The following is a 12,371-nucleotide window of genomic DNA, read 5'->3' on the forward strand; positions in this document are numbered from 1 at the left end:
TTCCACCCTGACATTATCTCTCTATTTCTGTTAACATTCGCAGCTGATCATTATATTTTTCTTCTGGTAACCTTACATATCCGACTTCCTCGGCTAACTCTCCTACATGCTTCATCATGAATGCAACATAATCTGCTACACTCTCTTTATTGTGGAGAGACGCATGATTTACATATGCGAACAGAGGTCTTGATAACGGCTTATACATTCCAAATTGAATGGTTTCTTTTGTCGGAAATACACCGTTTACTTTAATGGCCTTTACCTTATCACGATTTGCCATGTAGTAGGCATACCCTACAAATGCAATCGCATTTCTATCATTCATAACACCTTGCATAATAACTTGATCATCTTCTGACAATGAAACTGTTTTTACAAGGCGATTCTTTTGTAAGACTACATTTTGAAAATAATCATACGTACCAGAATCCACGCCTGGTGCATAAAATTGAACTTTTTCCTTCGGCCATTCTGGATGGATATGCGACCACCGTTTTATACTTCCATCTTCACTCCATAATCTCCGTAATTCTTCTACTGTCATATTATCCACCCACTTATTTTGACGATTTACAATCATAGTCAAACCGTCATAAGCAATTTCAAGTGGTGTAAATTGGATGGAGTTCTCTCTCATCATTTTCTCTTCTACTCGTTTCATGGAACGTGAAGCGTTATTCATATCCACTTCTCCTGCTCCAAAACGTTGGAATCCTCCTCCTGTCCCAGAAATACTAATAGAAACTTTCACATGCGGTTCTTTCTTTGTATATTCTTCTGCTACTGCTTCCATAATAGGAAAAACCGTTGAGGATCCATCAACTCTCACTTCTCCTATTTTATTTGCAGCAAATGCAGGAGACATGTACAAAAATATAGAACATATCGATACGATGAAAACCTTGCTCAATCTGTGTATCCCCTTCACACGTGTTCCTCCTAGAAGTAACCTACATAACAGGATTACAGGTATAAGAATAATGCCAAACTATTAATGAGGTTTTAATTGTTTGTAAAAATTTTGTAAAGTTCAACTTTTTGAATGATCATGAAAGCCCCTCCCCTTTTCTGTCCATTCTCTACAATTGACTTCAAACTTTCATATAGATAATTGCATTTTCTGGACTTGTCCATCATTACTAAAATATATGTATCACTTACAAAAAAAGCACACTATCTTTTGAGATAGTGTGCCAAACTGATATCAATTTATTCATCATCTTGTTTCTTTGATTTTTCCCCTTTTTCATCTTGCGGCTCTTCACCTGTTAATGCTTGCTTTTTCAAATCAAAGTAAGCATCCAGAATTTCACGACCAATGTATCCGTTAATTCCACTTTTATCACTATATACCCACGGAACAACAACAGAAAAAGCAACTTCTGGATTCTCAAGCGGTGCGTATCCTACCAGCGTTAAATTATAAATTTGTACACGCTCACCGTTTGCTTTTTTCCCAATCTCTTTGTCGCCACCATATACCGTTTGAGCAGTTCCTGTTTTTCCGGCAGCTTGATACTTTGCAGTTGCAAAGTATTTTTTCCCAGTACCACCCGCATCATTAAACACTTGTCTAAACCCTTCTTGAATTCGTTTAATCTGACTCTCAGGCATATCAATACGGTTCAATACTTTCGGTTCCATTGATTGAATGACTTTTCCAACTTCATCAGGTTTCGCTGCTGGTTGACGAATTTCTTTTACAATTTGCGGTTGCATACGATAGCCACCATTTGCAATTGTAGATACATATTGTGCAAGCTGAAGTGGTGTATAGTTATCATACTGGCCAATCGCTAAGTCTAACAAGAAACCAGGTGTATACTGCGAACCTTGAAGTCCAGCTGATTCATTCGGTAAGTCGATACCTGTTTTCACTCCTAGACCAAACTGACTAAAGTAATAACGCATATCATCAAACGCTTGTTTTTTAATATCTAATGTACCTCCACGAATGTAAGGTACTTTTGCAATATTCATCGCTGTTTTAAACATATATACGTTAGAAGACATCTTTAAAGCAGTTAAATCATTAATATAACCCATCGTTTTCCAAGAAGATTTCGTCGGTGTCCCTTTTAATTTGATCGGTTCATCCAATAAAGTTGTTCCAGGTGTAATGGCACCTGTTTGATATCCAGTTAACAAAGTTGCACCTTTGACAGTCGACCCCATTGGATAAGAACTTGTCATTGTACCTAAAGCAAAGTCCTTCACTTCTGTTTTCCCATCTTCATTGACAAGCTGTTTCCCAGCCATTGACAGAATTTCACCGTTTTTCGGATTCATCATTACAACAAACGCTCGATCAAGCAGAGGCTCTGAACCTTTAAATTTCATTAAATATTTTCCAATAATTTCTTCGACACGTTTTTGCAGTTCCATGTCAATTGTTAAATTTAGATCATTTCCTCGTTGCCCTTTCAAGACATTTACTGTTTCTAAAATATTACCATTTTTATCTGTAATATTCTTCACTTCTGCCTTTGAACCGTGAAGTGCATCTTCATATTGTTGTTCAATATAACTTTTTCCAACTCGATCATTACGGTTATAATCCCGAACAAGGAAATAATCTAAGCGTTCTTTTGGTAACCCTTCATCCGAGCTTGTTACACCACCAAGTACACTGCGGAACATATCATCATACGTATATTTACGATCCCAATCCACATTTGTATCGACACCTGGTAATAACGCTAAACGCTCGCTGACTACAGCGTATTCTTTCGGGGTTACTTGCTTTTTAATAATTTGCGGCGTCATAGCATATCCGCCGTCCATCTTACTCTTAATCGCCAGCACTTCTAAATCTTTTTCTGTTAATTGATTTAATTCTTCTTCCGTCACACGATTTCGTTGACGCTCTGCGACTTCTTTATCATCAATTTTTTTTTCTTTTAATTCTTCGCGATCTTTTTTTGTAATTTTTGCTTTCGCTTCTTCTTTATGAAGGAACAGCCAATAATCTTTTTTATCACGTTCTGTTAATTTATCCGGTGATACTTCAATTAAATCTGCAAGCTTTTTCGCTGTTTCTAAACGTTCCTCTGAAGTCGACCCTTTCATTCGCGTAAATGTAATGGTTCGAACTGGATCATTATCTACAACGGAACGGCCATATCGGTCAAATATTTTTCCACGTGGAACCGGATTACTAATTGTTGAGTTTTCTTTTTTCTCAACTTCGTTTTTGTACTCCTCCCCATGAACAATTTGTACATAACCAAGCCTTACAATAACCGCAGAGAACATTAAAAATACACAAAGAAATAACACGTTCAGCCGAAACGGAACGTGGGTCTTTTTCTTTTTTTTCTTACTCATACGAACCCCCTCTACCACCTTTAGCTATATAATATGAAAGGGACACCTGTTACAGGTGCCCTTACAGCTATTTTACGTGTCTTTTTATTCTAGCATAAAACAAAGAAGAAGTTAACCTTCTGGTTCTGTGCGATTTGGTATCGTTTCTGTAGCTATTATGCTTGTTCTATTCATATTCTTCTCACTGTATTTGACATTTCGCACAGCAAAATAAACAAGGAAATGTCCAGCTCCAAGGATGCCTAATAAAACAGGTAAGCTTTTTTCTGGTTGAAAAAACGATACAGCGCATAAAAAACTAATAATAGAGCAAATTCTTCCACCATTTAACCATAATTCTCGCACAACAATATACTCCACTCGCCATTCTTTTGCATTTTTCGCTCTTCCAATTACATCATAAGTCATTGAGCCATAAGGAACGAGTAAGATTGGATAAGCAATTGCAATAGAAGCTGCATAGATAAGTAATTTCGCATATGTAACATGAAAAATAACTAAAAATACCACAGCATATAAAATAATTCCACCAAGCAAAATGGCTTTTTTTCTCCATTCTTTTTTTAACATGCGAGTAACTAAGTAATAAGCTACAAACGAAACAGCCGAATTTACTAAACTATACTTCCCTAACGCAAATTCACTCCCTGTTGCCAAATAGATGTACACAGAAATAACAAAGACAAAAATCCCTTCTCGTAGCCCTTGAAAAAAATGAGCACGTGTGATTCTTCCCCAGTTTTTATCTATCTTTCGTTCCTGTAGAACTTGTACAACTTCATAACGGCCTTCACACTCTCTTTTCGATAAAAAAAAGCTCATAACAACAGCGATTGCAAACAAAGTTAATGAAAGAAAAAAAATCACTGTATAGCCGCTCCACTTTTCCATACGAGAAATGGTATATCCAGCTGTTATTGGCCCAATCATGCCAGCAAACGAAGTTAAAAGACCAAGAAAACCATTGAAAAAATCACGCGTTTCTGGCTCTGTAATTTCAAACGTTAACAAGTTAAAGGCCAACCAATAAAACCCATACCCAATACCAAGGAGCCCACCTATTAATATAATATATTGGGAAGCATGCGTTCCTGTAAGTAAAACTACAATAAAAAAAGTCGCTAATGTTCCGACTCCGATCCGCAATAAAATGGCGCGATCGATTCTTTTCGCTAATTTTCCTGCGAATAAAAAAGTCAGCGGTTGTAACAAAACACTTGCTAAATTATATAGCCCTATGTTTACATAATTTTGCGTTTGCTTCCATAAATAAATGTTAACAAATGTATTGGATAATGAAATAGCGAGTGTATACAATCCGCCCATACTAAGTAATAATATTAAATCCCGATTCACCTCAACATCACCAATTACATGTTTCCACTTCATATATAACTCTCCTTTACTTCATGTTCTAGTCTTCCAAAGACTAGGCACAATTATGTAAAAGAAAGCATACAAAAAAGCTAGCGGCATATGCCCCTAGCTCTTTTCATATTCCCTTGTATAAAATGAAACAAGTACTATTATTTAGCTTCTTGGTAACGTTTTTCAGCTGCATTCCAGTCTACAACATTCCAGAACGCACTGATGTAATCAGGACGGCGGTTTTGGTAATGTAAGTAGTAAGCATGCTCCCAAACATCTAAACCGATGATTGGTGTTTTCCCTTCTGTTAAAGGTGAATCTTGGTTTGGAGTACTTGTTACTTCTAGTTCACCGTTGTTTACTACTAACCAAGCCCAACCAGAACCGAATCGAGATGCACCAGCTTTTGCAAATTCTGCTTTGAATGCATCAAAGCTACCGAATTTTGCTTCAATTGCAGTAGCAAGTTCACCTACTGGTTGTCCACCGCCATTTGGAGATAAGATTGTCCAGAAGAAGCTATGGTTTGCATGTCCACCACCATTGTTACGTACTGCAGTACGAATTTCTTCTGGTACTTCGTTTAAGTTTGCAACTAATTCTTCAACACTTTTGTCAGCTAATTCTGCGTGACCTTCTAATGCAGCATTTAAGTTTGTTACGTACGTATTGTGGTGTTTCGTATGATGGATGTTCATTGTTTCTTTGTCAAAATGAGGCTCTAATGCATCATACGCATAAGGTAAATTTGGTAATTCATGTTTTGCCATTGTTATATTCCTCCCATTTTATGTATTGCCAAAACAGTTTGGCATACAACTTCATTTTACCCTAATTGCCATAGGGTGAAAACAAATTAAATCACATTGTCTTGCTATCATTAAAGTAGCAAAATCCCCATTTCTTTTCAAACAAAATGCTCACTTATTTCGTAAAAAAAGCCTCCTTCTACAAGGAAGCTTCTTGCCTGCATTTATAAGTATGTAACATGGGTATGGACCCTGTAGGACTCGAACCTACGACCGGACGGTTATGAGCCGTCTGCTCTAACCAACTGAGCTAAGGGTCCAAGATTATATAAATGATTATAGGAAAAACGACTATATCATTCTTTATGCTTCTTCCATGAAACTTCTATAAAAACGAGCTTCCTACAAAATAGAAGATGCAAGAAATGTAAGATAAATTTACCATATAAAAAAGAAAAGTGTCAATTATATTTTTCTTTTCATGCATTGTGTTTTCAAAAAACTTATATAATAAACTCGCTACGCATGACATGAGAGCGCGATATTGCTTGTGATTCTCTAGATACGTACGTTACAATGTTTATATATGTCTACTTAATATAAAAAGGAAGTGAATCTATGTCTATCTTTACACAAATTGGAAAGAGCCTATACTCACCGAAAGACATGGCGCTTTTTCGGTTTCAAAAAATCGGAAAAACGATTCTTTATATCTTATTACTCTGTTTCCTTACAACCATCCCGAGAACTTTATTGTATGGCAGCGTTATTCAAGATAGCGTTGGAATCATAAAGCAAGCGCTTGAACAAGACATTCCAGACTTTAAAATAGAAAATGGGGAACTAAAGGCAGATATTAATCAACCCATTGAAAAAGAGGAGGGAAACTCTATCTTTGTATTCGATCCAAATGCTACTGATACAGGAAAGTATACGAACAAAACAGGGTTGTTTGTTCTAAAAGACAAAGTTATTTCTGTTGCAAATGGAATAACACGAACATATTCTTACAATGATTTATTAGGTGCTTCTCTTGAGAAAAAAGACTTGCAAGACTTTCTTTCTTTTTTCAATAGTATGTATCCTATTTTAATGCTTGTTATCGGGTTCTTTACTTATTTATTCCAATTATTTATTACTTTTTTAGGTGTTACACTACTAGCATTTATCGGATCTGCTATGAGCGGTCAGCGCAAATTATCTTATAAACAAGTTTGGACGTTAACTGCTTATAGTTATACAATCCCAACTGTTTTCTTTATGATTATGGACTTACTAAAGATTACAGTTCCCGGATCATTCCCTCTTTACATTGCAGTTATTTTAATCGTCTTATACTTAGCAATAAAAGAAATTCCAACACCAAAAGAAAAATAATGATTACAAAAGAGGCGATCCAAAACGCATACGTTTTGGATCGCCTTTATTTGATATAAACTTTTGCTCACTTAGACTTAGTTCATGTCAATTGATAAATTGTTATCCGTTTCCTTTACATAGGCGTAATGTTGCTTGAAGTGATACGTTCTATCCTTTCCATTTGAGATTTCAACTGTATACACCCCATTTAGAACGTCTTTGAAATACATTTTTCTCAACGTCCTCTTTTCTCCAGAATGAAACAACCAATTTGATTTGCTTTCTTACCATACATTCTATATCGCTATTTAGGCATTTTTTTTTAGGACAAGCATATATTCCTAACAAAGGAGTGAGGAATATGAAGAGACTTGGCGTATTTTTATTTGTGCTTGTTCTCGGTTATATATTTTATTACGATATAAAAATTGGTACTTTGCCAATGTTAAGCTCATACAAAAAAACAATTGCTGCTCAAACTGTTAAAAAAGAAGATATAAAGAAAGAGACAAAAAAGAAGACGGATACATCTTATAAAAAAATCGAGGTAAAAACAGGAGATACTGTTCTCTCTATTACAGAAGCTATTAATAAGAAAAAAGTTCCATCCATCGAAAAAGTAATCAACGATTTTAAACGATTAAATAAAGAGAGAACGTCTACAAAAATTCAAATTGGAAAATCGTATAAATTCCCATTATATCAATGAACCGTTACATTATCCTTGTCAATTCTATAAAGGCGCTGATACAATAGTAAAAGTGAAACCAAGCATAGTGGTTTCGATTTCCTTATACTTCATATACTATGTGTGGTATAAGAGACAAAATAAGAAACTTCTTTTATAAGGAGAGCGATCTATTCGTGAATGAAATAACTCATCGTACAAAAACACGTCCGGTTAAAGTCGGTAATTTAACAATTGGTGGTAATAATGAATTAATTATACAAAGTATGACTACAACAAAAACGCATGATGTGGAAGCAACTGTTGCTGAAATTAAGCGTTTAGAAGAAGCAGGCTGTCAAATTGTCCGCGTAGCTGTTCCAGACGAACGAGCTGCAAATGCCATTGCTGATATTAAAAAGCAAATTAATATTCCGCTTGTTGCTGATATTCATTTTGACTATCGTCTTGCTTTAAAGGCAATCGAAGGTGGCATTGATAAAGTGCGTATTAACCCGGGTAATATCGGGCGCCGCCACAAAGTAGAAGCTGTTGTAAATGCTGCCAAAGAGCGCGGTATTCCAATTCGAATTGGTGTAAATGCCGGTTCATTAGAGCGTCATATTCTAGAAAAGTATGGCTACCCTACTGCTGATGGTATGGTCGAGAGCGCATTGCATCATATTAAAATTTTAGAGGACTTAGACTTTCATGATATTATCGTATCGATGAAAGCATCCGATGTAAATTTAGCTATTGAAGCTTATGAGAAAGCAGCTCGTGCTTTCGATTATCCATTGCATTTAGGCATTACAGAGTCTGGTACTCTATTTGCCGGAACAGTTAAAAGTGCCGCTGGTCTTGGAGCTATTTTAAGCAAAGGTATCGGAAATACACTTCGCATCTCGCTAAGTGCTGATCCAGTTGAAGAAGTAAAAGTGGCTCGTGAATTGTTAAAGTCATTTGGTCTTGCTTCAAATGCCGCAACACTTATTTCTTGTCCAACTTGCGGACGTATTGAAATCGACCTAATCAGTATTGCAAATGAAGTGGAAGAGTATATCTCTACATTAAAAGTACCGATTAAAGTAGCTGTGCTTGGCTGTGCAGTAAATGGCCCAGGCGAAGCTCGTGAAGCTGATATCGGGATTGCTGGAGCACGTGGTGAAGGCTTATTATTCCGCAAAGGAAAAGTTGTTCGAAAAGTTCCAGAAGAAACAATGGTAGAAGAACTCAAAAAAGAAATTGATGTCATCGCTGCTGAAATGGCTGAAAACCAAGAAAAAGAAAAAGAAAAACAAGAACAATAATAATACAGGCCTGCTTACACTATGATGTAAACAGGCCTTTCTGTATCATATGAGAAAAGCCCATCAACCTTTCAGCTGATGAGCTCTTACTTTGCACATTTCGGACAACGTCCATATATTTCAAATTTATGACCTGTGACCTCATATCCTTTAAAATCTTTATTCATAAAATCCATTGGACAAGAAGTAATTTCTTTTGTACCACCACAATCTAAACAAATGAAATGATGATGATGTTCCATAATAGAACATGTAAAGCGAAAATGTTTTTCCCCATTTAATTCTGTCTGCTCTAAAATACCGATTTCAGCAAATACGGTTAAATTACGATAAATTGTATCAAAACTCAATCCCGGATAATTATCCTTCATGTGTTCTAACACGTCTTTTGCTGTTAAGTACCGATTATGTTTCGCAAATAAACGTAACATTTCCTCTCGTTTTCCAGTATGTTTATATCCTTTTTCCTTCATTAAGCGTAAAGCTTCTGTTAAGTTCATAACTATCCCTACTTTATGCCGTTTTTTTCTTCTTCCATAAGATTGCACCAATTAAAATGAGAACCGCTAACATAACAATTGTACCACCTGGAGCTAAATCGAGTTGATAAGAAACTAACATTCCACCAATTACAGCAATTTCTCCAAATAAAACGGAGAAGAAAATCGTTTGCTTAAATCCTTTAGCAATTCGAATACTTGCTGCTACCGGTAAAGTCATTAAAGACGATACAAGAAGAACCCCAACAATTCGCATGGATACAGCAATAACAAGAGCAACTAAAATAATAAAAATAAAGTGGAGCCACTTTGCACGAAGTCCTGTTGACACAGCATATTCTTCATCAAATGATAATAAAAATAGCTCTTTATATAATAAAATAATCGTTGCTACAACCGCGATTGCTACAATGCCAATAATCATTAAATCTGCGCTTGTTACAGCACTTACACTACCAAATAAATAACTAAATAAATCTGTATTAAACCCATTAGCAAGCGAGATGAAAATAACCCCCATCCCCATCCCAGCTGACAGAATAATCGGGATTGCTAACTCTTGATAATGTTTATATACAGAGCGTAATTTTTCAATAAGCAATGCTCCGCCCATTGAAAAAAGCATCCCCATATATAATGGATTTAAAAATCCACCAGTAAATATCGTTTTTTCAAGCAACAAACTTGCAGCGATCCCCGACAATGTCACGTGACTTAATGCATCTGCAATAAGGGACAAACGGCGGATTACAACAAATACTCCTATAAGAGGCGCTATCAATCCTATTAAAATACCAGCGTATAATGAATTTCGTAAAAAATCATATTGTAAAAAATCCTGTATCATTGTACCCTCCCGTGATGCTCATGATCATGTTCTAATCGATGAACATGATACCCATATAAAATGGACATGTCTGCATCCTCTAACTCTCGGAATTTCTCTACCTTCCCATGAAAATGTAAACGCTGATTTAAACATGCAACGTGCGTCACTTTTTCTGTTACAGCTCCTATATCGTGTGTAACAAGAATAAGTGTAATACCTAACCTTTTATTTAAATCTTCTAATATTTCATAGAAACTTTCTACACTCTTTATGTCAACTCCCACAGTAGGCTCATCCAAAATGAGTAATTCTGGACTGCTTACAAGTGCACGAGCGATAAACACACGTTGCTGTTGACCTCCAGAAAGTTCTCCAATGTTACGATTTTGAAACTCACTCATTCCTACATCTGCAATTGCTTTTGCTACCTTTTCTTTATCCTCTTTCGTCAAAAAGCGGAATAAGCCTTTTTTCGACACAAGCCCCATAGAAACCACTTCAAACACAGTTGCTGGAAACCCAGAGTTAAAGCTGTTAGCCTTTTGTGAAACATAACCGATTTGATTCCATGCTTTAAATTTTCTACTATCAATGCCAAATAATCGAATATTTCCTTTCTTTAGCTTCAAAACACCTAATATACACTTTAACAACGTTGATTTACCAGATCCATTCGGTCCAACCAAACCTAAAAAAGCTCCCTTAGGAACTTGCAAATGAATGTCTTCTATCACATTTCGATCTTCATAGCGAAATGTCAAACCTTCTATTTCTAATATATTTTCCATATCATCTCACCTATTTTAATTCAGAATGATTCCGATTTATTTCTATTTGAATTATAGTACAGCTGATTATAGTTGTAAACCAATCTGCCTAAAATATATGATTTACTTTAGACAACCTTATTATTATAACAAAAAAACAGAGAATTTCTCTCTGCTTTTTGAACATACTTTTTTTAATGGATAGCTGATTTAAACTTACCACCATTTGTCTCTTGTGTACTCATAATTGTAACAAAGGCGTTTTCATCAATTTCATGAACAATTGATTTTAATTTTGTTACTTCAAGACGTGTCACAACGGCGTAAATCACTTCTTTTTCTTTATCGGTATAACCACCCTTAGCTATAAGCTTAGTTGTCCCGCGACCAAGACGGTGTAATATCGCATTTGATACTTCTTCATATTGATCAGAAACAATTAACACAGCCTTTGTTTCATCCAATCCTTGAATAACAGTATCAATTGTTTTGAAAGCAATATAGTAGGTCATAACAGAATACATTGCCTGCTCTACACCAAATACAAAGGCTGCCCAAGCAAAAATGAATAAGTTCACAAACATAACAAATTCCCCAACCGAGAATGGTAATTTTTTTGTTAATAAGATTCCCATAATTTCAGTTCCATCTAATGATCCACCATGACGAATAACGAGTCCTACACCAAGACCTAATATAAGGCCACCAAACACAGTTGCTAAAATAGGTTCTGTCGTAAATGGTTTGATAGTATGTAGTGTTGTTTCAATAAATGCTAACGCGACAATCGCAAAAGTTGAAGATAGCATAAATGTCTTTCCAATTTGCTTATAACCGGAGTACATAAATGGTATATTGAGGATAACAACTAAAGTAGAAAAACTTAGCCACCAAATGTTAGGGGTAAGGTAATCTAGTATGAGGGAAACACCAATAATTCCACCATCAATAATTTTATTTGGGATTAAAAATAGTTCAATTGCTACTGCTGCACACGCTGCTCCAAAGACAATCATAATTAAACGATACAAGAGATGGATAACACTTTCTTTTCGATGTTGTTTCTTTTCCATAAGCCCTCCTTATAATCTTTTTCTGGCGTTTCGTTCTTTTATTATAACATATTCTTCTTTTTCTAATAGAAAAAAAGAAGTGTCATACGAATATATACAGGCACTATACACATATATTTCGATAAACGAACACCTGAAGGAGGACTATCTCGTGAACCTCATCAAACAAATTGTGAACAAAAAAATAAATAACATGACACCAAAAGAATTATTGAAATATAGTAAAGAATATGAAATTCCTATTACAACTGAACAAGCAGATCAAATTGTTTTATTGATGAAAGGAAAAAATATTAATATTTATAATACAGATGAAAGGCTCGAACTCTTAAAAAAAATTGCGAAAGTAACCTCTCCTTCTACCGCCCAGCAAGTGAATACACTCTTTCAGAAATTATTAAAATAAGGAGGGGACCCCC

Annotated in this window: 12 protein-coding genes and 1 tRNA gene; 4 read left to right on the forward strand and 9 right to left on the reverse strand. The window is 35.6% G+C overall.

The features are described from left to right. Nucleotides 1–13: 13 nt before the first annotated feature. The 5 genes from MR056_RS13745 to MR056_RS13765 form a co-directional block, all read right to left on the reverse strand. Entirely contained in the window at nt 14–922 is a 909-nt protein-coding gene (locus MR056_RS13745) for a PstS family phosphate ABC transporter substrate-binding protein (RefSeq protein WP_087099231.1), read from the reverse strand. A 290-nt stretch (nt 923–1,212) separates the two neighbouring features. Then, nucleotides 1,213–3,330: a peptidoglycan D,D-transpeptidase FtsI family protein gene (locus MR056_RS13750; protein ID WP_048723874.1), complete on the reverse strand. Its 2,118-nt coding sequence runs from the start codon at nt 3,328–3,330 to the stop codon at nt 1,213–1,215. 111 nt (nt 3,331–3,441) lie between these two features. Next, nucleotides 3,442–4,719: an MFS transporter gene (locus tag MR056_RS13755; protein ID WP_048723873.1), complete on the reverse strand. Its 1,278-nt coding sequence runs from the start codon at nt 4,717–4,719 to the stop codon at nt 3,442–3,444. Between the two features lie 137 nt (nt 4,720–4,856). Beyond that, nucleotides 4,857–5,468 (reverse strand): superoxide dismutase [Mn], encoded by a 612-nt coding sequence (sodA, locus tag MR056_RS13760; protein WP_012095467.1) that lies wholly within the window; start codon nt 5,466–5,468, stop codon nt 4,857–4,859. A 225-nt stretch (nt 5,469–5,693) separates the two neighbouring features. Next, nucleotides 5,694–5,767: transfer RNA gene (locus MR056_RS13765), tRNA-Ile, on the reverse strand. Nucleotides 5,768–6,065: 298 nt separating this feature from the next. On the opposite strand from MR056_RS13765, the gene MR056_RS13770 reads away from it, so the two are divergent. From MR056_RS13770 to ispG, 3 genes are all read left to right on the forward strand, one after another. Then, nucleotides 6,066–6,824 carry a DUF1189 domain-containing protein gene (locus MR056_RS13770; RefSeq protein WP_012095468.1) on the forward strand — a complete coding sequence of 253 codons (759 nt, stop codon included), beginning with the start codon at nt 6,066–6,068 and terminating at the stop codon, nt 6,822–6,824. Nucleotides 6,825–7,167: 343 nt separating this feature from the next. Continuing rightward, nucleotides 7,168–7,515: a hypothetical protein gene (locus MR056_RS13775; protein WP_012095469.1), complete on the forward strand. Its 348-nt coding sequence runs from the start codon at nt 7,168–7,170 to the stop codon at nt 7,513–7,515. A 98-nt stretch (nt 7,516–7,613) separates the two neighbouring features. Further along, the gene (gene ispG, locus MR056_RS13780) at nt 7,614–8,783 is read left to right on the forward strand and encodes a flavodoxin-dependent (E)-4-hydroxy-3-methylbut-2-enyl-diphosphate synthase (protein WP_176371953.1); all 1,170 of its coding nucleotides are present in this window, start codon (nt 7,614–7,616) and stop codon (nt 8,781–8,783) included. Nucleotides 8,784–8,869: 86 nt separating this feature from the next. Here ispG and MR056_RS13785 read toward each other — a convergent pair whose 3' ends face one another. The 4 genes from MR056_RS13785 to MR056_RS13800 form a co-directional block, all read right to left on the reverse strand. Next, entirely contained in the window at nt 8,870–9,283 is a 414-nt protein-coding gene (locus tag MR056_RS13785) for a Fur family transcriptional regulator (RefSeq protein ID WP_012095471.1), read from the reverse strand. A gap of 13 nt (nt 9,284–9,296) precedes the next feature. Continuing rightward, complete coding sequence (locus tag MR056_RS13790; protein ID WP_012095472.1) at nt 9,297–10,130, reverse strand: metal ABC transporter permease; 834 nt, start codon at nt 10,128–10,130, stop codon at nt 9,297–9,299. Continuing rightward, nucleotides 10,127–10,900 (reverse strand): metal ABC transporter ATP-binding protein, encoded by a 774-nt coding sequence (locus tag MR056_RS13795; RefSeq protein ID WP_012095473.1) that lies wholly within the window; start codon nt 10,898–10,900, stop codon nt 10,127–10,129. Before MR056_RS13795 ends, MR056_RS13790 begins: the two co-directional genes overlap by 4 nt. A gap of 173 nt (nt 10,901–11,073) precedes the next feature. Then, complete coding sequence (locus MR056_RS13800; protein ID WP_012095474.1) at nt 11,074–11,952, reverse strand: YitT family protein; 879 nt, start codon at nt 11,950–11,952, stop codon at nt 11,074–11,076. A gap of 151 nt (nt 11,953–12,103) precedes the next feature. On the opposite strand from MR056_RS13800, the gene MR056_RS13805 reads away from it, so the two are divergent. Further along, complete coding sequence (locus tag MR056_RS13805) at nt 12,104–12,358, forward strand: DUF2624 domain-containing protein (RefSeq protein WP_041810026.1); 255 nt, start codon at nt 12,104–12,106, stop codon at nt 12,356–12,358. Nucleotides 12,359–12,371 lie beyond the last annotated feature (13 nt).

This window comes from Bacillus cereus group sp. BfR-BA-01360 (assembly GCF_022663595.1).
In the GTDB taxonomy this organism is placed as follows: domain Bacteria; phylum Bacillota; class Bacilli; order Bacillales; family Bacillaceae_G; genus Bacillus_A; species Bacillus_A cytotoxicus.